This is a genomic window from Stenotrophomonas sp. CASM101, from assembly GCF_049384845.1.
In the GTDB taxonomy this organism is placed as follows: Bacteria; Pseudomonadota; Gammaproteobacteria; order Xanthomonadales; family Xanthomonadaceae; genus Stenotrophomonas; species Stenotrophomonas hibiscicola.
In genome coordinates this window covers 212,194-236,388 of record NZ_JBMRFR010000006.1, presented here as the reverse complement: position 1 = coordinate 236,388, position 24,195 = coordinate 212,194, and the positions used below count along the sequence as shown (strand labels likewise).

The 24,195-nt window shown below is 67.2% G+C and carries 21 protein-coding genes; 7 read left to right on the top strand and 14 right to left on the bottom strand.

The window, feature by feature from the left end:
* A partial coding sequence (locus VG543_RS11790) for an IS3 family transposase (protein ID WP_423178968.1) occupies window positions 1-209 on the top strand: 209 nt, incomplete at its 5' end.
* Window positions 210-484: 275 nt separating this feature from the next.
* On the opposite strand, the gene VG543_RS11785 is transcribed toward VG543_RS11790, so the two are convergent.
* The gene (locus tag VG543_RS11785; RefSeq protein ID WP_019660188.1) at window positions 485-820 is read right to left on the bottom strand and encodes a Rieske (2Fe-2S) protein; all 336 of its coding nucleotides are present in this window, start codon (window positions 818-820) and stop codon (window positions 485-487) included.
* 178 nt (window positions 821-998) lie between these two features.
* On the opposite strand from VG543_RS11785, the gene VG543_RS11780 reads away from it, so the two are divergent.
* The 4 genes from VG543_RS11780 (at window position 999) to VG543_RS11765 (ending at window position 4,178) form a co-directional block, all read left to right on the top strand.
* The gene (locus tag VG543_RS11780; RefSeq protein ID WP_019660189.1) at window positions 999-1,280 is read left to right on the top strand and encodes a hypothetical protein; all 282 of its coding nucleotides are present in this window, start codon (window positions 999-1,001) and stop codon (window positions 1,278-1,280) included.
* 75 nt (window positions 1,281-1,355) lie between these two features.
* Window positions 1,356-2,072, top strand: a complete 717-nt coding sequence (locus VG543_RS11775; RefSeq protein ID WP_019660190.1) for a fumarylacetoacetate hydrolase family protein — start codon at window positions 1,356-1,358, stop codon at window positions 2,070-2,072.
* A 54-nt stretch (window positions 2,073-2,126) separates the two neighbouring features.
* Window positions 2,127-2,531 (top strand): large-conductance mechanosensitive channel protein MscL, encoded by a 405-nt coding sequence (gene mscL, locus VG543_RS11770; RefSeq protein ID WP_019660191.1) that lies wholly within the window; start codon window positions 2,127-2,129, stop codon window positions 2,529-2,531.
* 225 nt (window positions 2,532-2,756) lie between these two features.
* The gene (locus VG543_RS11765) at window positions 2,757-4,178 is read left to right on the top strand and encodes a M28 family peptidase (RefSeq protein ID WP_019660192.1); all 1,422 of its coding nucleotides are present in this window, start codon (window positions 2,757-2,759) and stop codon (window positions 4,176-4,178) included.
* Window positions 4,179-4,342: 164 nt separating this feature from the next.
* Here VG543_RS11765 and VG543_RS11760 read toward each other — a convergent pair whose 3' ends face one another.
* The 8 genes from VG543_RS11760 to VG543_RS11725 all read right to left on the bottom strand — a co-directional run bounded on the left by VG543_RS11760 (window position 4,343) and on the right by VG543_RS11725 (window position 16,052).
* Window positions 4,343-5,176 carry a TrmH family RNA methyltransferase gene (locus VG543_RS11760; protein WP_134731279.1) on the bottom strand — a complete coding sequence of 278 codons (834 nt, stop codon included), beginning with the start codon at window positions 5,174-5,176 and terminating at the stop codon, window positions 4,343-4,345.
* Window positions 5,177-6,688: an alanine/glycine:cation symporter family protein gene (locus VG543_RS11755; RefSeq protein ID WP_423179227.1), complete on the bottom strand. Its 1,512-nt coding sequence runs from the start codon at window positions 6,686-6,688 to the stop codon at window positions 5,177-5,179.
* 179 nt (window positions 6,689-6,867) lie between these two features.
* Window positions 6,868-7,407: a GNAT family N-acetyltransferase gene (locus VG543_RS11750; protein WP_019660195.1), complete on the bottom strand. Its 540-nt coding sequence runs from the start codon at window positions 7,405-7,407 to the stop codon at window positions 6,868-6,870.
* Window positions 7,400-10,525 carry an efflux RND transporter permease subunit gene (locus VG543_RS11745; protein WP_019660196.1) on the bottom strand — a complete coding sequence of 1,042 codons (3,126 nt, stop codon included), beginning with the start codon at window positions 10,523-10,525 and terminating at the stop codon, window positions 7,400-7,402. Before VG543_RS11745 ends, VG543_RS11750 begins: the two co-directional genes overlap by 8 nt.
* On the bottom strand, window positions 10,522-11,628 hold the full coding sequence (locus VG543_RS11740; protein ID WP_312546212.1) for an efflux RND transporter periplasmic adaptor subunit: 1,107 nt from the start codon (window positions 11,626-11,628) through the stop codon (window positions 10,522-10,524). The genes VG543_RS11745 and VG543_RS11740 overlap by 4 nt, the downstream gene beginning before the upstream one ends.
* Window positions 11,629-11,900: 272 nt before the next feature.
* A complete protein-coding gene (locus VG543_RS11735; protein ID WP_423179228.1) occupies window positions 11,901-13,964 on the bottom strand; it encodes a TonB-dependent copper receptor in 2,064 nt (687 codons plus the stop codon).
* 72 nt (window positions 13,965-14,036) lie between these two features.
* Window positions 14,037-14,468 (bottom strand): DUF2946 domain-containing protein, encoded by a 432-nt coding sequence (locus VG543_RS11730; RefSeq protein ID WP_134731273.1) that lies wholly within the window; start codon window positions 14,466-14,468, stop codon window positions 14,037-14,039.
* Window positions 14,469-15,068: 600 nt separating this feature from the next.
* Window positions 15,069-16,052, bottom strand: a complete 984-nt coding sequence (locus VG543_RS11725; RefSeq protein WP_019660022.1) for a LysR family transcriptional regulator — start codon at window positions 16,050-16,052, stop codon at window positions 15,069-15,071.
* A 206-nt stretch (window positions 16,053-16,258) separates the two neighbouring features.
* Between VG543_RS11725 and cysK the strand changes: the two genes are divergently transcribed.
* Together cysK and VG543_RS11715 are read left to right on the top strand one after the other, a co-directional pair.
* Window positions 16,259-17,218 (top strand): cysteine synthase A, encoded by a 960-nt coding sequence (cysK, locus tag VG543_RS11720; RefSeq protein ID WP_164145483.1) that lies wholly within the window; start codon window positions 16,259-16,261, stop codon window positions 17,216-17,218.
* Between the two features lie 213 nt (window positions 17,219-17,431).
* The gene (locus VG543_RS11715) at window positions 17,432-18,031 is read left to right on the top strand and encodes an O-acetyl-ADP-ribose deacetylase (protein ID WP_019660020.1); all 600 of its coding nucleotides are present in this window, start codon (window positions 17,432-17,434) and stop codon (window positions 18,029-18,031) included.
* Window positions 18,032-18,122: 91 nt separating this feature from the next.
* On the opposite strand, the gene VG543_RS11710 is transcribed toward VG543_RS11715, so the two are convergent.
* From VG543_RS11710 to VG543_RS11690, 5 genes are all read right to left on the bottom strand, one after another.
* Window positions 18,123-19,271, bottom strand: a complete 1,149-nt coding sequence (locus VG543_RS11710) for an ABC transporter substrate-binding protein (protein ID WP_423178595.1) — start codon at window positions 19,269-19,271, stop codon at window positions 18,123-18,125.
* A 129-nt stretch (window positions 19,272-19,400) separates the two neighbouring features.
* On the bottom strand, window positions 19,401-20,405 hold the full coding sequence (locus VG543_RS11705; protein WP_019660018.1) for a class I fructose-bisphosphate aldolase: 1,005 nt from the start codon (window positions 20,403-20,405) through the stop codon (window positions 19,401-19,403).
* 161 nt (window positions 20,406-20,566) lie between these two features.
* Window positions 20,567-22,033 carry a pyruvate kinase gene (gene pyk, locus VG543_RS11700; RefSeq protein ID WP_312546225.1) on the bottom strand — a complete coding sequence of 489 codons (1,467 nt, stop codon included), beginning with the start codon at window positions 22,031-22,033 and terminating at the stop codon, window positions 20,567-20,569.
* Window positions 22,034-22,243: 210 nt separating this feature from the next.
* Window positions 22,244-22,897, bottom strand: a complete 654-nt coding sequence (locus tag VG543_RS11695; protein WP_019660016.1) for an HAD hydrolase-like protein — start codon at window positions 22,895-22,897, stop codon at window positions 22,244-22,246.
* A complete protein-coding gene (locus VG543_RS11690) occupies window positions 22,894-24,069 on the bottom strand; it encodes a phosphoglycerate kinase (RefSeq protein ID WP_423178594.1) in 1,176 nt (391 codons plus the stop codon). The genes VG543_RS11695 and VG543_RS11690 overlap by 4 nt, the downstream gene beginning before the upstream one ends.
* Window positions 24,070-24,195: the final 126 nt, after the last annotated feature.

The following is a 24,195-nucleotide window of genomic DNA, read 5'->3' as shown; positions in this document are numbered from 1 at the left end:
GCCTGGACAATGCAGCGATGGAGAGCTTCTTTGGGACGCTGAAGTCGGAGCTCTTTTACCTGAACAGCTTTGACAGCATCGAGAGTCTGGAGGCGGGGCTGGTGGAATACATCCAGTACTACAACCAGGAGCGCATCAAATTGAAATTGAAGGGCCTGAGCCCGGTACAGTACCGGGAGCAGGCCCAACAGGCCCAATCGGCCGCCTGACCCCTGTCCAAGTCTCGGGGGTCACTTCACCGTGGGGGCTTGGCCGCGGCATCCATGCCGCGGACACCCCCGCAACCGGACCCACCCCGCCTTCGACAGTTTCACGCGGCTGGTGGTGGGTGCCGACCGTTGGTCGGCACCGATCTCGCTCTGGTAGCTGTCGACTTGGTCGACACCGTAGATCCACGCCATGCGTGGATGAATCTCTGGATACCCATTGATGTGGATACCCATTGAGCCTGTGGGTGCGAACCTTGGTTCGCACACCGGTTGCCTCAAGCCAGGTAAACCTGCCCGTCGCGCACGTCCACCGGCACCGCACGCAGGCGGTCGCCCTTGCACGGGCCGGCAATGCAGTCGCCGCTGTCCAGCGTGAACGAGGCGCCATGCGCGGCGCACACCAGGTGGCCCTCGCGGCTCTTCAGGAACTGGCCCGGGGCCCAGTCCAGGCGTCGGCCGGCGTGCGGGCAGATGTTCAGGAATGCGCGCACCTGCGCGCCGTCGCGGTACAGCACCAGCGATTCGGCATCGCCATCGATCACCGCTTCGACCTCGGCAAACGCGCCATCGGCAATGGCATCAAGGGCGATCAGGGCAGCAGCGATAGTCATGGCGAAAGCTCGGACGGTAAACCGGAATTGTCGCATGCCTGCTCAGGTGACTGGCTGTGACATGAACACAAGTCATTGATCCGTAATAAGCACAGGCTATATTTAACGAGTTTTTCACTCAATGACAGTGGCGCGTCCCGATACTCTGTTTTCGCTGATCCCAGCCTATCGAGCCGCCATGTTCAATCGCGCATCCGCCTTCAACCAGTTCCGCACCCTGTTCGCGCCGCGCAAGCCGCGCCATCCGTTGGTGCGCGTTGCCGTGGGCCTGCTCGGCCTGGCGATCCTGGCCGCGATGGTGTTCATCGGTGTGTTCGTCGGTGCCGCGATGATCCTGGTTGGCCTGGCATGGAAGCTGCTGGCCTCGCGCAAGCCGGGCGCCGCGCGTCCGGTGGACCCGACCGTGGTCGAGGGCGAGTACCGCGTGGTGCGCAAGCCGGTGTTGCCGGCCTCGCGCTGATCCAGGCCTTCCGCGCCCGCTGACGGCGGGCGCCATGCGTTCTAGACTGCGGGCACGCCCTTCCTGGATGCCCGCATGTCCGATGTCTCCGATGTGATCCCTGCCGTAGCCCTGCCGCGTGTGCCGGTAGCCGGTGGCGGCAGCTTCCCCGTGCACCGTATCTACTGCGTCGGCCGCAACTTCGCCGACCACGCCCGCGAAATGGGCGCGGCGGTGCCGGCGGCCGATGACCGCGGCCGCCCGATGTTCTTCAGCAAGCCGGCCGACGCCATCGTGGTCGGCCACGACGATGCCATCCCCTATCCGCCAGCAACCGCCAACCTGCACCACGAAGTGGAACTGGTGGTGGCGATCGGTCGCGATGCGCCCGCCGGCGAGCTGGCCGTCGCCGACGCCGATGCGCTGGTCTACGGCTACGCCGTCGGCCTGGACCTGACCCGCCGCGATCTGCAGGCCGCAGCCAAGGACAAGGGCCATCCTTGGGATGCCGCGAAGGGGTTCGATGCCTCCGCGCCGATCAGCGAAATCGTGCACGCCGAAGAAGTCGGCGACCTGGCTGCGCTGAACCTGTCGCTGGAGGTCAACGGCGAGGTGCGCCAGCAGGCACTGCTCGACCAGATGATCTGGAACGTGCCGGAGATCCTGCATGAGCTGTCCAAGCTGTGGCAGCTGCGTGCCGGTGACCTGGTGTTCATGGGCACCCCGTCCGGGGTGGCTGCGCTGAAGCCCGGCGACCGCTTCAGTGCCCGCCTGGAAAACGTGGCCGAGCGCCACGGCGTGATCGCCGGCTGACGTCACCTGCGCTACCCTGCGCGCTGTCCACTTCCCCACCGGAGAAAAACAACAATGGGAATGCTCACCGAGTTCAAGGAATTCGCCATGCGCGGCAACGTCATCGACCTCGCCGTCGGCGTGGTGATCGGCGCGGCCTTCGGCAAGATCGTGACGGCGCTGGTCGAGAAGATCATCATGCCGCCGCTGGGCCTGCTGATCGGCAAGGTGGACTTCTCGCAGCTGGCGTGGACGCTGTCGCCGGCCCGCATCGGCCCGGACGGCAAGGAGATTCCGGCGGTGGTGATCGGCTACGGTGATTTCATCAACACCCTGATCCAGTTCGTGATCGTGGCCTTCGCGATCTTCATCGTGGTCAAGGCGATCAACCGCCTGTCTCGCAAGAAGGAAGCTGCACCAGCCGCACCGGCCGAGGAAGTGGTGCTGCTGCGCGAGATCCGCGACAGCCTGAAGAAATAAGGCCGCAGAACGGTAGTGCCGGCCGCTGGCCGGCAACATCGGGACATGCGGGAGCCGGCCAGCGGCCGGCACGACCGCGACTGCACGAAAGCCCCGCCCCGGCGGGGCTTTCGCTTTGCTGCATCTGGCGGGAAACAGCATCCGCGCCAGCCATGACCTCCCGCCCATGCGCCGGGCTGAACGACTGTTAAGCTCCAAGGCTTAGGTCCCTTCCCGGAGTTGTCCATGCGTCGCCGCGTTCTTGCCATCGCATCCTCCCTCGCCCTGCTGGCCGCCCCGGCCTTCGCGGCGCCGCACACCACTACCCTGCCCCCGGCGTCGCTGGCCACCGCCGCACAGCTGCGCGACCAGGCCCTGGCCGATGACACCGGCTGGAAGGTGGTCGAATCGCTCACCACCGAGATCGGCCCGCGCATCGCCGGCAGCGAGGCTGACGCCCGCGCCGTGGCCTGGGCCGAAGCCAAGTTCAAGGCACTGGGCTTCGACAAGGTGTGGAAGGAACCGGTGACCTTCCCGAAGTGGGAGCGCCGCAGTGAACACGCTGCCGTGACCGGCAAAAATCCGCAGCCGCTGCAGATCACTGCGCTGGGCGGCAGCCCGGGCGGCACCGTTGAAGCCGAAGTGGTGCGCTTCGCCGACCTGGCCGCACTGCAGGCCGCACCGGCCGGATCGCTCAAGGGCAAGATCGCCTTCGTCGATTACCAGATGCTGCCGTTCCGCGATGGCCGCGACTACGGCCGCGGCGGCGCGATCCGCAGCAAGGGTCCATCCGAGGCGATCCGCAAGGGCGCGGTCGGTTTCCTGATGCGTTCGGCCGGCACCGACTCGCACCGCGTGCCGCACACCGGCATCACCCGTTTCGATGACGGCCTGACCCCGGTGCCGTCTGCGGCACTGTCGGTGCCCGATGCCGACCAGCTGGCCCGCCTGCTGGCCCGTGGCAGCACCACGGTGAAGGTGGCGCTGGACTGCGGCTGGGATGGTACGGCGACCTCGTACAACGTGATCGGCGAGATCACCGGCCGCAGCCTGCCGAAGGAAGTAGTGGTGATCGGCGGGCATCTGGATTCGTGGGACCTGGGCACCGGCGCGGTGGATGACGGCGCGGGCGTGGGCATCACCATGGCCGCAGGCCACCTGATCGGCCAGCTGAAGCAGGCACCGAAGCGCACCATCCGCGTGATCGCCTTCGCCAACGAGGAACAGGGCCTGTATGGCGGCAAGGCCTATGCCGAAGCGCACGCGAAGGACGTGGCCCTGCACCAGCTGGCCGCCGAGAGCGACTTCGGCGCGGGCCGCATCTACGCCTTCAATACCGGTTCGCCGAATCCGGAAGGCTCGCGCGAAGCGACGAAGCAGATTGCCGAAGTAATGAAGCCGCTGGGCATCGAGTACCAGGCCGACAAGGGTGGCCCGGGCCCGGACGTCGGCCCGCTGGCCGCCAAGGGCGGTGCGTGGGCGTGGCTGGCGCAGGACGGCTCGGACTACTTCCACCTGCACCACACCGCCGACGACACGCTGGACAAGATCGACCCGAAGGCACTGGCACAGAACGTGGCCGCCTACACTGTGTTCGCCTACCTGGCGGCGGAAGCCGATGGCAGCTTCGGCAGCGAGGCCAAGGCGACCACGCCGCCGAACGAATGATGCGGTAGCGCCGGGCCATGCCCGGCGTTTGCGGCGGGAAGAGCGGTGCGAACCAAGGTTCGCACCCACCAAGTCAGATCCCGCATCGGTAGCGTCGGGCCAATGCCCGGCAAGCGCAGCGGCACGAGCGGTGCGAACCAGGGTTCGCACCCACCGGGCGTCACTCAGCCGCGGCGGCTCGCCCACTGCGCCAGCAGCACGGCCGTGGCGGAAGCGACATTCAGGCTTTCCACCGCGCCGCTGCCGGGGATCGAGACCTGCAGATCGCACTGGCTCGCCAGGCCACGGTCCATGCCCTCGCCTTCGGCGCCCATCACGTACACCAGCCGGTCTGGCAGGGACGCGCGGAACACGTCATCACCGCCCTCGACCAGGGTCGCGGCCAGGCCGAAACCGGCTGCGCGCAGTTGTGCCATTGCCTGAGCGGTCTCCGGCAGCTGCACCAGCGGCACCGCTTCGGCGCCGCCTTCGGCCACGCGCGCGGCGGCGCCGGACAGGGCCAGCGTGCTGCCGGCCGGCAACAGCAGCGCCTTGGCACCGAAGTGCGCGGCCGAGCGCAGGATCGCGCCGAGGTTGTGCGGGTTGCCCACGCCATCCAGCCACAGCGCCAGCGCCGGGCCGTCACCGACCTGCTGCAGCCACTGCGCCAGCGGCAGTGCCGGTGCGCGCAGCATGTCGGCCACCACGCCTTCGTGATGGGTGGTGCCGGCCAGCTTGTTCAGATCGCCATCCTCGACCACGCGGTAGCCCACGCGGTTGGCCACGCACCACTTCAACAACGGCTGCAGGCGCGGAATGCGTGCTTCCAGCAGGTACAGCTTGCGCAGCGCCTGCGGCCGCGCTTCGAACGCAGCCAGCACGGCATTCAAGCCGTACAGACGCAGTTCATCGCTGCCACCGCGCCCACCACCGCCCGTGGCCGGCACCTCCGGGCGCGGCAACGGCGTTGCGCGCGGCGGACGGGCGGACGGGCGGCGGTTGTTCCAAGGGTTGTTCACTTACACACTCTCCTGCTTGCGCTGGCGCCAGAAATCGGCGTTCTTGATGCCCAGGGCATCAGGGTCGAACACCGGATCCAGGCCCAGCTTCTTCTGTCGTTCGTAGTCACGCAGGGCCAGCATCGCCGGCTTCTGGATGATGAGGATGGCAATGATGTTCAGCCAGGCCATCAGGCCCACGCCGATGTCGCCCAGCGCCCAGGCCAGGGTGGCATTGTGGAACGCGCCGAACACCACCATGCCGATGATGCCCAGGCGCAGCACCAGCACCGTCAGCGGGCGCTTCCTGTTGTGGTTTACATAGCTGAGGTTGGTCTCGGCCATGTAGTAGTACGCCATGATGGTGGTGAAGGCGAAGAAGAAGATGGCGATGGACACGAATGCCGAACCCCAGCCCGGCAGCACCGCTTCCACGCCGGCCTGGGCGTAACCGGCGCCTTCGGGAATGCCGGCCAGGCCCTGGAAGATCGGCGGTGCGCTGGCACCTGCCGGCGAGTACACGTTGTAGGTGCCGCTGGCCAGGATCAGGAACGCGGTGGCGGTGCACACCATCATGGTGTCGAAGTAGATGGCGAACGCCTGCACATAGCCCTGCTTGGCCGGGTGCGAGACTTCCGAGGCGGCCGCTGCATGCGGGCCCGAACCCTGGCCGGCTTCGTTGGCGTAGATGCCGCGCTTGATGCCCCACTCCACCGCCAGGCCCATCATCGCGCCGAATGCGGCATGCGTGCCGAAGGCACTCTTGAAGATGATGCCGAACATTTCCGGCACGCGGTCGTAGTTGATGATCATGATGACGATGGCCATCAGGATGAAGCCGGCAGCCATGAACGGCACCACCACTTCGGCGAAGTTGGCGATGCGTTTGACGCCACCGAAGATCACCACGCCCAGCAGCAGCGCCACCACGATGCCGATCCCCAGCTTCAGCGCCTGCACCGATTCCATGCCGAAGGCCTGGCCATCGAGCGGACCGCACAGCGCGGTGCCACGGCAGGCGTTGATGATGCTGTCGGCGATGGCGTTGGCCTGCACGCCCGGCATCAGGAAGCCTGCGGCGATGATCGTGGCGATGGCGAAGGCCAGCGCATACCACTTCAGGCCCATGGCCTTTTCGATGTAGTACGCCGGGCCACCGCGGTAGCGGCCTTCGGCGTCCTTGGTCTTGTAGATCTGCGCCAGGGTGCATTCCACGTACGAGGTGGACGCGCCAAGGAAGCCCATCACCCACATCCAGAAGATCGCACCGGGGCCGCCGAAGGCGATGGCCGTGGCCACGCCGGCGATGTTGCCGATGCCCATGCGGCCGGCCATCGACATGGCCAGGGCCTGGAACGAGGACACGCCGGCGTCGGATTTCTCACCCCTGACGGTGAGGCGGCACATCTCGAAGAAGCCGCGGATCTGCATGAAGCGCGTGCGCAGGCTGAAGAACAGGCCGGCGCCCAGGCACACGAAGATCAGTGCCTTGCTCCAGATGATGCTGTTGATGAAGTGTACGGTTGCTTCCACGCGCGCTCTCTCCAGTCGGCGGGTTGTAAGGACGTCCCGTCGGCTGGAGGGGACCGGTCGATTCTCCCTGATCGAAGGCCGCTGCGGTAGCGCTGTCTTGTAGCGCCGAGTCCATGCCCGGCTTGGGCGCCGGGATCAGCCGAGCATGGGCTCGGCGCTACAGCGGCCAGCCCGCGCGTTCAGGGCAGCTGCGTGCGTACCCGGGCGAAGCGGCGCAGGTCGTGCAGCACGCCGCGCTTGTAGACCGCGCAGCGCTCCACGCCCTCTTCCTGGAAGCCGTTCTTCTCCAGCACCCGCGCCGAGCCGAGGTTGAAGTCGACTACCGTGGCCTGCAGCCTGAACAGGCGCAGCTCGTCCATCACCCAAGGCGCAAACACACCGACCACCCGGGTCATCAGGCCCTGGCCCCAGTAGGCCCGGCCCAGCCAGTAACCCAGTTCGGCGGTATGCCCACGCTCGGCCACGCCCTGCTGGGCACCGACGCTGCCGCAGGCCTGGCCGTCGATCTCGATGGCCAGGTTCAGGGTGCCGGGAGCCAGCACGCGGCCGGCGAGGAAGGCCTCGCCATCCCCGCGCGTGTACGGGTACGGAAAGCGATCACGCAGGCCCCGCGACACCTCGGCGTCGTTGGCGTGGTGCAGCAGCGATTCCAGATCATCCGGGCGCCAGGGACGCAATTGGAAGCCTTCACCTCGCAGCACGGTGGTCGGGTCAGGCATGGCCACCCACCGACGGTGATTCCGCTTCCTGCTTCTCCAGCTCGCGCTTCACCGCTTCCGGCGAGCGGGTGTACGGGGCCAGCCGTGCGTAGAACGCCGGCACCACGAACAGCGACAGGAAGGTCGAAAGGGTTACGCCGAAGATGATCACGATGCCGATCGTGCCACGGCTGGCCGAGCCGGGGCCACCGGCCACCACCAGCGGGATCGCGCCGACCACGGTGGCGATCGAGGTCATCAGGATCGGGCGCAGGCGCACCATCGCCGATTCGATGATCGCCTCGCGCACCGTGCGCCCGTCATCGCGCAGCTGGTTGGCGAATTCGACGATGAGGATGCCGTTCTTCGCGGCCAGGCCAACCAGCATCACGATGCCGATCTGGCTGAACAGGTTCACCGTGCCGCTACTCACCCACAGGCCGACCAGCGCACCGAGCACACCCAGCGGCACGGTCAGCATGATGGTGAGCGGGTGGATGAAGCTTTCGAACTGCGCGGCCAGCACCAGGTACACCACCAGCAGGGCCATCGCGAAGGTCAGCAGCACCGCACCGCCGGCACTCTGGTACTCACGCGACTCACCCTTCCAGTTCACCTGTGCGTACTGCGGCAGCTCTTCCCGGGCCACGTTCTGTGCCCAGGCAATGGCCTCGCCCAACGGATAGCCTGGCGCCAGGCCGGCACTGATGGTGATCGAGCGCAGTCGGTTGAAGCGGTTCAGGGTTCCGGCCTCGGCCACTTCGCTCAGCGTGACCAGGTTGGACAGCGGCACCAGCTCGCCGGAGGTGGCACGCACGCGGATCGCGGCCAGGTCGGCCGGGCTGGCACGGCCATCGCGCCCGGCCTGCACCAGCACGTCGTACTCCTCGCCGTTGTCGACGAAGGTGGTGACGCGGCGCGAACCCATCATGGTTTCCAGCGCCGATCCGATCGCGGTGACCGGCACGCCGAGGTCGGCCGCGCGCTGGCGGTCGATGTTCACCCGCATCTGCGGCCGGGTTTCCTTGTAGTCCGAGTCGGGGCCGACCAGGCCGGGATTGTCGGCCATGCGCAGCAGGATGCGGTCGCGCCACTGCGCGATCTCGGCATATTCGGGGCCGCCCAGCACGATCTGGAACGGCTGCCCGCCACTGCGCACCAGGCCACCGCCCACCTGCGTGCGCACGCGCACGCCGCGGATGGTGTCCAGTTCTTTCTGCAGCGCGTCGGCCACTTCAGGCGTCCCCTCGCTGCGCTGGCGCCACGGCTGCAGGAAGATGCTGACGCGGCCGGTGTGCATCTCCTCGCTGGCACCCCAGCCGCCCGGCACGCGCGGGTTGGCGCGCACGATCGGCTTGTCCGGGCCGACATGCGGCGCCAGCAGCGCTTCTACCTGCTGCACCTGCTGCACGGTGTAGTCGTAGCCGGCGCCTTCCGGGCCGTCGATCATGATCTGGAACGAACCGCGGTCTTCGGCCGGCGCCAGTTCCGACGGCAGCAGCTTGAGCAGGCCCCAGCTGGCAGCCAGTGCGGCCACCATCACCAGCAGGTAGATCCAGGTGCGGTCGACATGGTGGTCGAGCACGCGGCCATAGCCCGAGGCCAGGCGCTCCAGATTGCGGTTGATGAAGCCATGCAGGCCACGTGGTGCCTGCCCTGTGTGCGGCTTGAGCAGCTTGGACGCCATCATCGGCGTCAGCGTCAGCGCTACGAATGCGGACAGCGCCACCGCTGCCGCCAGCGCCACCGCCAGCTCGCGGAACAGGCGCCCGGTATTGCCTTCCAGGAAACCGACCGGCAGGAACACCGCCACCAGCACGGCGGTGGTGGCGATCACCGCGAAGGCAACCTGCGTGGTACCGCGCTTGGAGGCCACCAGTGGGGGCTCGCCCAGGTCGATGCGGCGCTGCACGTTTTCCACCACCACGATCGCATCGTCCACCACCAGGCCGATGCACAGCACCAGTGCCAACAGGGTCAGCAGGTTGATCGAGAAGTCGAACGCGTACAGTGCGATGAACGCGGCCACCAGGCAGACCGGCACGGTCACCGCCGGAATCAGTGCGGCACGGAAGCTGCCGAGGAACAGCCAGATCACCGCCAGCACCAGGATCATTGCCTCCACCAGCGTGGCGTAGACGCGGTCAACGGCGGCTTCGATGAAGGTGGTGTTGTCGAACGCAACAAAGATCTGCGTGCCCTTGGGCAGGGTCAGTGCAACCCGCTCGGCTTCAGCGCGCGCGGTGCGCGCCACGTCCAGCGAGTTGGCGGTGGAGGTCTTGACGATACCCAGGCCGATGCCCGGCTCGCCGTTACTGCGGTAGTAGGCGCGGCGCTCGGCCGAGGCCAGTTCGATCTTCGCCACGTCGCCCATGCGCACCACGTAGCCGTCGCGGCCCTTGCCCAGCGGGATGGTGGCGAAATCCTCGGGCTTGATGTAGTTGCGCTCCACGCGCAGGGTGAAATCACGGTCGGTCGACTCGATGCGGCCGGCCGGCAGTTCCACGTTCTCGTTGCGCAGTGCGGTTTCCACGTCGCCGGTGGTCAGCCCACGTGCGGCCAGCTGGTCGCGGTCCAGCCAGATGCGCATCGCATAGCGCTGGCGGCCGCCGATGCGGACCTGGGCCACGCCGTCGAGGCTGGAGAAGCGGTCGACCACATAGCGGTCGGCGTAATCGCTCAGTTCCAGCGTGTCCATGGTCGAAGAGACCATGTTGAACCAGATGATCGGGTCGGCATCGCTTTCGACCTTGGCGATTTCCGGCGGCCGCGCTTCTTCCGGCATGCGGTCGGCGACGCGGCTGACCGCATCGCGCACGTCGTTGGCCGCCGCTTCGATATCGCGGTTGGAGGTGAACTCGATGCTGACCTGCGAGCGGCCGTTGGTGCTGCGCGCGTTGATCGTATCGATGCCTTCGATGCCGGCCAGCGCATCTTCCAGCACCTGGGTGATGCGGCTTTCGATGACCGCCGCCGAGGCACCGGTGTAATCCACCGACACCGAAACAATGGGCGGGTCGATGGCAGGCAGCTCGCGCAGGGTCAGGCGGGTGAAGGACATCACGCCCAGCACCAGCAGCAGCAGGCTCATCACCACGGCGAACACCGGCCGCTGGATGGAGATGTCGGACAGTTTCATCCGCCGTGCCCCTCGGCCGCGGCCGGTGCCGGCGCGGCATCCGGTTTCGCGCCGCTGGCCGGTGCCGCATCCCTGGCCGCGACCTTCAGGCCCGGGCGCAGCTTGCCGGTGCCATCAACCACGATGCGCTGGCCCGCTTCCAGCCCCTGCTTGATCTCGACCACGCCGGCGCGGCGCGCACCGGTGACCACGTCCACGCGCTCGACGCTGTCGTCGGCCTTGACGCGGTACACGAAGGTATCGCGGCCGACCTGCACCACGGCGATTTCCGGGACCACCAGCGCCGGGCGCTCGGGGCGGAACAGCCGCACGTCCAGCAGCATGCCCGGGCGCAGCGCATGATCGCCGTTGGCGAAGTCGGCGCGCACGGTCACCGCACGGGTGACCGGATCGATGCGCGCATCGATGGTGCTGACCTCACCCTCGAAGGTGCGGCCCGGCCACGCCACGCTGGTGGCGCTGACCTTGTCACCGACGCCCAGCGCAGCCAGTTCTACTTCCGGCACCTGGAAATCGACGTGCATGTGCTCGATGTCATCGAGCGTGGCGATGACCGTGGTCGGGGTCACCAGCGAGCCGGGGCTGACCTGGCGGATGCCGAGCACGCCAGCGAACGGCGCGCGCACGCGGCGGTCACCGATATCGGCCTGCATCTGCATCACGCGCGCCTCGGCCGCATCGCGGATCGACTTCTGCGTATCCAGCGTGGCGCTGGACACCAGCCGCTGGGAGGCCAGCTCGCGCTGGCGCCTGTACAGCTGGTCGGCTTCGTGGAAGGTGGCCTGCGCCTGCACCAGCGCGGCCTCCTGGGCCTGCCCGCGCAGGGTCACGATCGGCGCACCGGCGGCCACCTGCTGGCCACTTTCAAAGTGCACCTTCTCGACGATTTCGCTGACCTTGGCCGTCACGCTGATGGACTCGCGCGCCTTGGCCGTGCCCAGCGCCTGCAGCGTGTCATTCCACTGCGAGGACTGCACGACCTGCGCGGTCACCGGCACCGCTTCGCCCTGCCGACGGGCGGCGGCCTCCTGTTTGCCCCCGCACCCGGCCAGAAGGGCCAGGCTGAGGCCAAGGGCCAGGGTCGAAGCAATGCGAGCCAACATGAACGGTCCTGATAGATCCACGGCCGCCGAGTGTAGGCAAGCACCCGTGGAAGCGATATGTGCCAAGCGTTTACTGGCGTGGCACCGGCGGCGCGATAGCGCCGTGAACCTGTTCCGTGCAAGGCTCGCAGCAGCGGTGTCGGCATGTGTCGAGGTGTATCCCGCCGTGCGCCGCAGGCGTTGTCATCGTAGAGTCGAAGCTGCCCGACAGAGGGCGTCGGGCGGGGACGGATCCTGGCGGGGATCCGGCCCCGTTTTTTTTACCCGGCCGATCAGTACCGGTAGTTCACCTTCATCCACAGGCTGCGCCCGGGCTCGTTGATGCGCACCGGGTCGGCCGGGAAGCCGAAGTCGGCGCTGCCGGCCAGGTTCAGGTGCTCGCTGTAGGCGCGGTCGAACAGATTGTCGACGCCCGCACTGAGCTGCAGCTGCGAACTGAAGCGGTAAGCGGCATTGAGCGCGAAGGTAGCGAAGCCGGCACTCGGCCCCAGGTCCTGCGCGACCACAGTACCCTGGCCATCTGCGACACGATGCTGGTGGGTCACCGCGCGCAGCAGCGCACCGGCGCTCCAGCGCTGGCCTTCCCAGTTCGCGCTCAGGCGCGCTTCCAACGGCGGCATCTGCGGCAGCGGACGCTGCTGGTCGCGGTTCTCGCCCCAGGCATAGGCCAGCGTGCCACCCAGCTTCCACTGCGCAGCCAGGCTCACTTCCAGCCCGGCTTCGGCACCGGCGATGCGCGCATCGACGTTGTTGGCCTGGCTCATGCCCATCATGCCGCTGCCATGGTAGGTGAACAGGATGTAGTCCTGGATCTGCCCGGCGTACGCCGAAACCCACGCCTGTACGCGCGGTCCCTTGAACTGCAGGCCCACGTCGAGCTGGGTGGTGCGCTCGGGCTGCACGCCGGTGAACGCGTTCACTGCGCCCGACGGGCCATGATCGGGCGAGAACAGTTCCCAGTAGTCGGGCATGCGTTCACTGTGGCCGAGGCCGGCGTACCAGGTCAGGCCGTCGGCAAGGTCCTGCTCGTAGCGCAGGAACCCGCTGCCGAGCCATTCCTTGCGCGTCTGCCCGGCGCTGGGATTGGGCCGGTTGCCCATCATGCCGCCGATCGATTGCCGCTCATCGCGGGCGCTGGCACGGTCGATGCGCAGGCCACTGATCCAGCGCTGGTCCGTGCCGGCACCCAGGGTCAACTCGGTGAACACGCCATAGCGGTGGAAGTTCGCATCGGTCTGCCACGCGGCCTGGCGGTAAGTACCGCGGCCCATGCCGTTGCGGCCACGGTGGCGGCTGTCCTCACCGTCCACACCGGCCACCAGCTGCACCTCCTGCCAGCGCCACTCGGAACTGGCCCGGCCGCCCTGGGTTCGGCGGTCCACATTCGAAGCCATCGGCATGGGCATCATGCTGTTGGGATTCGGCGTGCGCAGCGTGTAGTTGTCCATCACATGGTCGGCTTCGTTGTAGTACACGTTGGCCTGCAACGTTTCCCACGCGCCCGGCAGGTTGCGCTTCTCGAAGCGTGCCGCGTAGCTGGTGCGCTCGAACGCGGCGCCGTCCATGCCACGCCCGGCATAGCGCGCGATAGCATCGCCGGCACCGGCGGAGATTTCCAGCAGCGTATCGGCGTCTGGCGTCCAGCCGATGGCCACGTCGCCGTTCCACTTGCGCCACTTCGACGGCACCACGTCACCATGACCATCCTTGTAGTCGTCCGCTTCCGAGCGATTGCCGCTGGCACGCACGTAACCGGCCGGATTGCCCAGCGTCAGGTCCAGCACCTGGTCGTTGCGGTTGCGCGAGCCGACCAGTCCACTGGCATCGGCACGCAGGCCGGGTTCCTCGAAGCGCGGCGTATCGCGTTCGAAACGGATGGTGCCGGCCGAGGCACCTGCGCCCCAGCGCACGCTCTGCGGGCCCTTGATGATGGTCAGCCGGTCGAAGCTCTCCGGCGCGATATAGGAAAGCGGATTGTCCATGCGCGACGGGCAGGCACCGATCAGGTTGCCATCGTTGCTGAGGATGTTCAGCCGCGAACCGAACATGCCGCGCAGCACCGGGTCACCGTTGGTGCCGCCGTTGCGGATGGCGGAGAAGCCAGGCACGGTCTTCAGGTAATCGGCGCCATCACTGGCGGGGACCGGCTGCCGCGGCAGGCGCGGATCGGTCACCCAGTGCAGTGGCGACGAAGGCGCGGCGGCAGTGACCACCATCGTGTCGAGGGTGCGCGCTTCTTCAGCAGGCGCAGCGTGGGCCAGTGACGCGGCCACGGCCAGGCCAAGGGCAACCGGCAGGCGCGCGCAGGCGCCCGCGGGGCGGGAAGTCATTTTCATCGGAACAGCTCCAAGGTACGCACGCGCGCACGGCGCCCGGTCAGGCGTCGTGCGGCAGATTCGATAGGGACATCAGCGGACGATGGAGGAGCGTGGTGGTCCACGTGCGGCATGCGCCGGCCAGCGCAGTGCCGGCAGCACCTGTTGCGACCACGGGAACACCAGGCGCGGCCGCCACAGGAGCGGCAACTGCAGCACCAGCACCGCCAGCCACGGCAGCAGGCGCATGGCCAGCACGCAGTATTCGCAGACTTCGCCATGCATGGCGTGGGGGTCGGCTGGGCGGTTGGGTGCTGCCTGCGAAGCGCCATGCGGGTCGTGCCCGGCCATGGTCATGTCGTGCATGCCATGGCCCATGGCGGCGTGGTCCATGCCCGCCATTGCGGTGTGGTCCATCGGCGGCGCCTGCAGCGCGCGGCTGACCAGCGGCGCAAGCACCATCAGCAGCGTCGCCAGGACGGCGAGCTGGAGCAGAAGGCGCTGCGGGCGGGACAGGCGGGTCACCGCGCTAGTGTAGAGGCGGGTCCAGGGTTGCCCTGTGCGACGAACCGTCGCAGGAGGGAGTTTATCGGCAGGGCTTGCAGCCCTGCAGCTGCTGCGGACCACGGCAAGAGCCGAAGCAACAGCAAAAGCGGTTTCCTGAGGGTAGGCGGGGTGGGTCCGGTTGCGGGAGACGCCGTAAACCCATCCATGGGGGCTTGGCCGCGGCATCCATGCCGCGGACACTCCCGCAACCGGACCCATCCCGCCTTCGACAGATCTCCGCGATCTGCAGTAGATCCACGCCATGCGTGGATGCTTTTCGATTTCAATTCGAAATATTCGATTTCGATGGAGATTCATCCACGCATGGCGTGGATCTACCGTGTCGACCAAGGTCGACACCTACCAACAGCCATCTAAATCTGTCAGAGGTGGGGCGGTGTGGGCAGGCAGGACCGTTGGCGCCATGGATGGCGCCATCGAGCCCCCAGGGATGGGTTTACGGCGTGTCCTGCCTGCCCACACCGCCCCGCCCCCCACGGAAGCCAGCTGTTGCTGTTGCTTCGGCTGTTGCCATTGATTCGGCGGGTGCAGGGCTGCAAGCCCTGCTCGACCAACCCCTCACACCGTGATGGTCTGGGTCAGTGACTCCCACGTCGGTGGCACCGGCCACGCCGCCGCCTGGTTGCCATCCAGCACCCTGCGCAGGTCACGCGGATCAATCTGCGGTGCCAGCACGTGCACCAGTTCCAGCGCGTAATCACGCAGCACCCGGTCGCGCGGCAACACCGCCCAGGCGATGCACTCGGCGATCGGGTCCGGGGCCGGCCACGAACGCAGGTCTTCATCGTTGGAACTGACCGCCATCTCGGCCAGCAGGCCTACGCCAAGACCCGTGCGCACGTAGGTCTTGATCAGGTCCGCATCCAGCGCGGTCAGTGCCAGATCGGGCACCAGCCCATTGGCGGCGAAGGCGCGTTGCAGGGATGAGTTCGGTCGGGTCGAGGATTCGTAGCTGATCAATGGCTGGCGGGCCAGCGCGGCCAGGTCCGGTGCGCGGCCGGCGCGGTCCAGCGGATGGCCCTTGGGCACCACCACCAGGCGCCGCCACCGGAACAGCGGCACTGCGATGCCATCGGTGGGCTCACCGCCTGCGGTGCTGATGATCGCAATATCGGCATCACCCTGGTTCAAGCGGTCCAGCGCGTCGGCTTCACCGGCCTGCTGCAGGTGCACGCTGACCTGCGGGTAGGCCTGCTTGATCGCCGCCACCGCCGGCGGCAGCACGAAGCGCGCCTGGGTGTGCGTGGTGGTCAGGATCAGCTGACCCTGGCTCTCGCGACGCTGGTTTGCCGCGTAGGTGCGGATGTTGTTGGCCTCAGCCAGCACCGCGCGGGCGCGGGCGATGACCTCGGTGCCGGCTGGGGTGACCGACTCCAGGCTGCGGCCCTTGCGCACGAACAACAGAAAGCCGAGCTCGTCTTCCAGCTGCTTGAGCTGCTTGGACAGGCCGGGCTGGGTGGCGTGCACGCGCGAGGCAGCGAGCGTGATGTTCAGCTCGGCATCGGCAATGGCAACCAGGTAGCGCAGCTGGGTCAGCGTCATGGGAGGCAGGCGGCGTGGGGCGGAGGTCCACTCTAGGGTCAATTGCCGTCACCAGCTTATAACCAAAGGTTGTTTAAGAAAGGTATCTGGTCATTTCCGGGCGTCATATGCCGGCGCTACGGTCAGCCGGCAGCCGCTGGCCTGAACAGCCAGCCCTCCCCTTTGCCCGCCGAAGCCCGGCGCGGCCCCGTTTCCGGAGCGCTTCCATGGCCCTGTACGAGTCCATCCTCGATACCGTCGGCAACACCCCCATCGTCAAGCTGCAGCGCCTGGCACCGCCACAGGTCAGCGTCTACGCCAAGGTCGAGTCATTCAATCCGGGCGGCTCGGTCAAGGACCGCCTGGCGCTGGCAATCATCCTCGACGCCGAAGCGCGTGGCCTGCTCAAGCCAGGCGACACGATCGTGGAGGCCACCTCGGGCAACACCGGCGTGGCGCTGGCGATGGTCGCTGCCGCGCGCGGCTACAAATTCGTGGCCACGATGGTCGAGACCTTTTCGGTGGAGCGTCGCAAACTGATGCGCGCCTATGGCGCGAAGGTAATCCTGACCCCGGCCGCCGAGCGTGGCAGCGGCATGGTGCGCAAGGCGCGCGAACTGGCCGAGCAGCATGGCTGGTTCCTGGCCAGCCAGTTCGCCAACCCGGCCAATCCGGCTTATCACCGCAACACCACGGCCGCCGAGATCCTGCGCGACTTCGCCGGCAAGCGGCTGGATTACTTCGTCAGTGGCTGGGGCACCGGCGGCACGCTCACCGGCGTGGGCGAAGTGTTGAAGGTCGCGCGCCCGCAGACCCGCGTCATTGCTACCGAACCCGCCGGCGCCGCCCTGCTCAAGGGCGATGATTGGAAACCGCACAAGATCCAGGGCTGGACCCCGGATTTCGTGCCGGACGTGCTCAACCGCGATGTGGTGGATGAACTGGTGTCGGTAGAGGACGACCGCGCCATCGCCACCGCGCGCCGACTGGCGGCGGAGGAAGGGATCTTCGTCGGCATCTCCGCCGGCGCCACCGTGGCCAGCGCGCTGGACGTGGCAGCCCGCGCTGAGCCGGGCTCGGTGATCCTGGCGATGCTGCCGGACACCGGTGAACGCTATTTCTCCACGCCGCTGTTCGCCGATGTGAACGAGGGTTCCGACGACGACTGGCTGGCTGGCCTGCCATGACGCAAGCCGCCGGGCATTGCCTGGCGCCACCGCCTGCCGCGAATCCGTGACCGCTTCAGCCTGCGTGAAGGCAACGACCGCCATCGTGCGTGAAGGCCGTCGGATCGCAGCACGTGAGACGGTCATGACGCAGTATCGATGCCCTGTCCCCTACCGTGGGGTACAGCCGGCGCAGAGGCTGCGCGGAACACCTCACAGGCAGGAGACGGACGCATGAAGATCGAAGTTTGGCAGGGTGACATCACGACCCTGGCGGTGGATGCGATCGTCAACGCGGCCAACGAAACATTGCTCGGCGGGGGTGGTGTGGACGGCGCGATCCATCGTGCGGCCGGCCCCGCATTGCGGGCCGAGTGCGAGCGGTTGCCCGAGCTGCGCCCCGGCGTGCGTTGCCCGACCGGCGAAGTGCGTGCTACCGGCGCTTACGCCTTGCCGGCACGGCATGTACTGCACACGGTGGGCCCGGTCTGGCACGACGGCCAGCGCGACGAGCCGGCATTGCTCGCCAACTGCTACTGGAAATCGCTGCAGCTGGCCGAGTCGCTGGGGGTGCAGTCGATCGCCTTCCCGGCGATCAGCTGCGGTGTGTATGGCTATCCGCTGTACCAGGCGGCGCAGATCGCCGTGACCGAGACACTGGCCTGGCAGCGCAGCCATGCGCAGCCGATGCGCATCGTGCTGGTGGCGTTCAATACCGCGACGGCCAAGGCGTACCAGCAAGCGTTGAGCGCCGCCGGGCAAGGCGCAGACGGCGAACCGCGCGGCTCGATGCTGTCGCCGCTGGGTGATGCGGGCTTCGCCGCCGCGCACTGAATCCGGCGGTCAGCGTCAAGGAAAAGGCCGGGCATTGCCCGGCCTTTCCTGTTGCGCCGTTGTCCACACTCCCACGGAGTGTGGAACACGCTCAACGGCTGGCAGCTTCCACCGCGGCGGCATCATCGGCCGCAGCAGCGGCCGCGTCGGCAGCGGCACTTGCCGCCGAAGCAGCAGCCCCATCGGCGCTGGCGCCGTCCACCTGCACACGCACTTCCACCATGCCCGCGCCGTTGCTGAGGCTGGACACCTCGACGGTGTAATGACCGGCAGGCAACGCTTCTTCCAGGCGTGCGTTGGTATCGTTGCCACCGTCATCGTCGGTCAGTTCGACATCGCCGCCAACCACGCGCAGCACGGTATCGACCTGGCCGGAGATTGCATCCAGCCGCACATTGGTCGGACGGTCCAGCGTCAGCAGGAAGCGGCGGACGCCATCGTTATCGAGCATCGTGTACACGCTGCCGGACTTCGGCAGTGCGGTGCCATCGCGATCGACCAGGTTGCCCGGCAGCTCGATCCGATTGGCCGACAAGGTGAACATGCCACTGACGCCGTCGCCGAGGCCACGCGCGGTCAGCGTGTACTTGCCCGGCTTCAGCGACAGGGTCAGGCGCGAGTTGGTGCTGTCCCCGCCGTCGTCATTCTCGGCATCCACGCCCTGCCCGGACAGCTTCAGCACCGGGTCGAAGGCGTCCGAGACCAGCCGGATCTCGTACAGGCCCGCCTTGTCCACCTGCAACGTGTAGTCCTGCGAGTTGCTGGCCAGCATATCGACGATCTCGCCACTGCCCGCCAGCGGCTTGCCGTCGTACGGCTTCAGCTTCTCGGCGCGAAGGCGATAAGGGCCGAACGCGGTCGGGCCATCGGCGTTGACTGCCACCTGGTAGGTACCACTGCCGTTGGCACGGAAAGCCAGCGAGACGTCCCCCTCGCGCTCATAGCCTGTGTTGCTGGTGGATACCAGGCTGCCGTTGTTGAACACCGCAATCGAGCCGCTGAGGGCACCAGTGAGCTTCAGGCCGACCAGATCCCTGTCTTCCAGCTTGATCTGGTAGAGCTGGTGATGGCTGCCGTCATTGAAGTTGATGCCGCTGCGCGAGGTGATCTCGCCGGAGACCGGCTTGTCGAAATCGAGCGACGCGGCCTTGCCTGCCTCGGCACCGCCGCCACCGATGCGGTTGCACCCGCCGGCGACCAGGACCGTGGCTACGGCCATTGTGATTGCTGCCAAACGCATGTTGTTTCTCCTTGGCCTTCCATGTGGTTCCCACGCACCGGCCGGGCGCATGGGGGCGGAAAAGATACCCGCAAAAGCAAACGCCGGCGTGATGCCGGCGCTGCCTTGTTCATCCAGCGATGGGACCGATCACCCGTTCCACTTGCCCAGCGCGGCCAGGCCATTGTCCCTGGCGCGCTCGTACACGGTCTTCTGGGCAGCAGCGTAGTTGCCCTTCATGTCCTTGGCCCACAGCTTCAGCGCGGCCTGCTGCATGGCACGGCCGTAGGAGAAGCTCAGCGGCCACGGCAGGTTGCCCAGCTGGTTCATCGCGTTCAGGTGCTCGGTGGACTGCTCGTCGCTCTGGCCACCGGACAGGAACACCACGCCCGGCAGGATGGCCGGCACGGTGCTCTTCAGGCACATCACGGTCGACTCGGCCACTTCCTCGACGTCGGCCTGCTCTTCACAGTCCTTGCCCGAGATGACCATCGAAGCCTTCAGGATGGTGCCTTCCAGCAGCACGTTCTGCTGGTACAGGGCGTCGAACAGCGAACGCAGGGTCGCTTCGGTGACTTCGTAGCAGGTCTCGATGTCGTGGTCGCCGTCCATGATCACTTCTGGCTCGACCATCGGCACCAGGCCGCATTCCTGGCACAGCGCTGCGTAGCGGGCCAGCGCATGGGCGTTGGACTCGATGCAGGTACCCGACGGGATGCTCTCGCCGATGTTGATCACAGCACGCCACTTGGCAAACCGCGCGCCCAGCTTGTAGTACTCCTGCAGGCGCTCGCGCAGGCCATCCAGGCCTTCGGTCACCAGCTCGCCCGGGCAGCCGGCCAGCGGGTGCGCGCCCTTGTCCACCTTGATGCCCGGAATCATGCCGTGGTCGGCCATGTACTTGGCGAACGGCACGCCGTCCTTGGTCGACTGGCGGATGGTTTCGTCAAACAGGATGGCGCCGGAGATGTGCTCGTTGAGCTTCGGCGTGGTCAGCAGCAGTTCGCGGTAGGCACGACGGTTCTCCTCGGTGTTCTCGATACCGACGCCAGCGAAACGCTTGGCGATGGTAGCGGTGGATTCGTCGATCGCGATGATGCCCTTGCCCGGGGCAACCATGGCCTGGGCGGTTTCAGCCAGCTGTTCGATGCTCATGTACTTCCTGTGGCGGGTGCGGGAAAAACACAAGTATAGCCCCGCCGCCCGTTGCGCCGGCGTGCAGGCCAGAATGGAAACGATTCCAATGTCGGCGCAGGACAAGCGATGTCCTGCGACACGGGGTCAGAGCCCTTGCGGGGATCCGACCCCGGCGGGCCTCAGAGGTCGCCCAGGCCGATGGCGCGGCCGTCCTCTCCCACTTCCAGCAGGCGCAGGGTATTGGTGGCACCGTGGGTTTCCATGTGCTCGCCACTGGTGAACACGACGCGGTCACCGGCCTGCAGCAGTTCGGCTTCCACCAGCAGGCGGATGCTGCCGCGCGCGGCTTCACGCGGGGTCAGGCCGCGGCTGTCGAAGTTGATCGGGAACACATCGCGCATCAGGGCCATCTGGCGGCGCGCGCCGTCGTGGCGGGTGACTGCGAACACCGGCGCCTTGGCGCGGAACCGCGACAGGTAGCGGGCGGTGCCACCGGATTCGGTCATCGCCACGATCGCACGCACGCCCACGTGCTGCGACAGGAACATGGTGGCCATGGCAATCGCCTGGTCGGCACGTTCCAGATTACGCGGCGAGGCGTTGAAGTCGGTCTCGGTCTGGAACTGGCGCTCGGCACCCAGGCAGATACGCGCCATCGCTTCCACCGCCTTGACCGGCCAGGCACCGGCAGCGGTCTCGGCAGACAGCATCACCGCGTCGGTGCCATCGATGACCGAGTTGGCCACGTCCAGCACTTCGGCGCGGGTCGGGATCGGGCTTTCAACCATCGACTGCAGCATCTGCGTGGCGGTGATCACCACCTTGTTCTGCGCAAGCGAGGCCTTGATGATCTTCTTCTGCAGGCCGGGCAGCTCGGCATCGCCGATTTCCACGCCGAGGTCGCCACGGGCGACCATCACAACGTCACTGGCCTCGACGATCTCTTCCAGGTTCTCGATCGCCTCGGTGCGCTCGATCTTCGACACCAGCGCGGCATCGCAGCCGTGCGAGCGGGCGATCTCGCGCGCGTCGTTCATGTCCTGCGCGTTGCGGCAGAACGACACGGCGATGAAGTCGACACCGATCTTGGCGACGATGCCGATCAGTTCCTTGTCGCGCTCGGTCAGTGCGCCCAGCGAGAGGCCACCGCCCTGCTTGTTCAGTCCCTTGCGATCAGACAGCGCGCCGTCGTTGAGCACGGTGCTGATGATGCGCTCGCCCTGCACCTCCACCACCTGCAGCTGCATCAGGCCATCATCGAGCAGCAGGACATCGCCCGGGCCGACGTCCTGCGGCAGGCCGAGGTAGCTGACGCCTACCTGGGCCGCATCGCCGGGGCCGGCGTTGGTGCTGGCGATCAGGTCGAAGCGGTCACCCGCCTTGAGCTGCACCTTGCCTTCGGCGAAGCGCTCGATGCGGATCTTCGGGCCCGGCAGGTCGGCCAGGATGCCCACTTCCACGCCCACGCGGGCAGCGGCGGCACGCACTTCGGCGGCACGCTTGGCCTGGCCGGAGGGGTCGCCATGGCTGAAGTTCAGGCGTACCACGTTGACGCCGGCGCGGAACAGATCCTCCAGCACGCCCGGCGGATCAGTGGCCGGACCGAGGGTGGCAAGGATCTTGGTGCGACGCTGACGCTCGAACATGGTGAATGGGCCTCTCCCGGTAAAGGACGGAAATTAGCACATCCTTCACGTCGCATGTATACGGTTACAGCCTTGTGCCGCTTGTCTTCGCGGGTCATGGAACGGACATCACCCGGACATACGCCGGCGCAGGCAGTTCTGTAGAGCCGAGCCCATGCTCGGCTGGGCATAGGCCGAAGCAGCCGAGCATGGGCTTGGCTCTACAGGAGCCTAGGCCAACAGCGTCGTCAGCTGCGCCGGCTCACGGGCCAGCTGGCCCGCGCCGGCTTCGGTCAGTTCGGCCTCACCGCCAAAGCCCCACAGCACGCCCACACTGCGCAGGCCGTGGTGGCGCGCGCCTTCGATGTCCATGCGGCGGTCGCCGATCATCCAGCACTGCGCAGGCTGCACCTGCAGCCGACGCAACGCCTCGCCGACCAGTTCCGGCTTGTGGCTGCGCGAGCCGTCCAGGGTCGAACCGACGATCTCCTCGAACAGCCCGCCGAACGGCAGGTGGGCAAGGATGCGGCGCGCATGCGGCTCGTTCTTGGCCGTGACCACCGCCAGGCGGTGGCCGCGACCATGCAACGTGCGCAGGGTGTCCTCCACCTGCGGGTACACCGTGTGCTCGCGCCAGCCTTCGACATCGAAGCGCTCCCGGTAGTAGCCCACTGCCTGTTCCACCCGCGCCGGTTCACCGAACAGCGGCATGAAGGTGGTACGCAGCGACGGACCGATCCAGCCCCGCAGGGTGTCCTGCGGCGGCACCGGGTACTCCATCTTCTGCAGCGCATAGGCGATGCAGGCGGTGATGCCCACCTGCGAATCGATCAGCGTGCCGTCCAGGTCGAAGAACAGCACATCCTTGCCGCGCTCGCCACTCATGCGCCGCGCGCGTCGAGTGCGGCCACCGCCGGCAGGGTCTTGCCTTCCAGGAACTCCAGGAACGCACCGCCGCCGGTGGAGATGTAGCTGACCTGCTGGGCGATGTCGAACTTGTCGACCGCGGCCAGGGTGTCGCCGCCACCGGCGATGGAGAATGCCCTCGAGCTGGCGATGGCGCGGGCCAGCGCTTCGGTGCCCTTGCTGAAGGCTTCGAACTCGAACACGCCGACCGGGCCGTTCCAGACCACGGTGCCGGCCTTCTCGATCAGCTGCGCGTACTGCGCGGCGGTCTGCGGGCCGATGTCCAGGATCAGGTCGTCTTCGGCAACGGCATCGACCGCCTTCACTTCCGCGGCAGCGTCGGGCAGGAACTGCTTGGCGGTGACCACGTCCACCGGCAACGGAATGTCGGCGCCACGCGCCTTCGCATCGGCCACGATCTTCTTCGCCGTGTCCAGCAGGTCCGGTTCATACAGCGACTTGCCGACGTTATGGCCAGCGGCAGCAATGAAAGTATTGGCGATGCCGCCACCCACGATCAGCTGATCGACCTTGCCGACCAGGTTGGCCAGCAGTTCCAGCTTGGTGCTGACCTTGCTGCCGGCGACGATGGCAAGCAACGGCTTGGCCGGTGCATCCAGCGCCTGCGCCAGCGCGTCCAGCTCGGCCATCAGCAGCGGGCCACCGGCCGCGACCGGTGCGAAGCGGATGACACCATGGGTGGAGGCCTGCGCACGGTGCGCGGTGCCGAAGGCATCCATCACGAACACATCGCATAGCGCCGCGTACTTCTTCGACAGGGCTTCATCGTCCTTGCCCTCGCCGACATTCATGCGGCAATTTTCCAGCAGCACCAGCTGGCCCGGCTGCACCTCGACGCCGTCGACCCAGTCACGCACCAGCGGAACCTCGCGGCCGAGCAGTTCGGACAGGCGCTGGGCCACCGGCGCCAGAGAATCGGCTTCGCTCCACACGCCTTCCTTCGGGCGCCCCAGGTGCGAGGTGACCATCACCGCCGCGCCCTGCTCCAGCGCACGCTTGAGCGTCGGCAGCGAAGCGGTGATGCGCTGTTCGGAAGTGATGCGGCCATTCTCGATCGGCACGTTCAGATCCTCGCGGATCAGCACGCGCTTGCCGGAGAGGTCGAGGTCGGTCATGCGGACGATGGACATGGGCAACTCTTTGGCTCAGGGACGGGATGCCGGGATACGGCAGACGGCCATTGTATCGGGTGCGGGTGGTGGGAGGGTCGATGCCTGCGGCAGGCAGAGGCGCACGGCAACGGCAACGGCAACAGC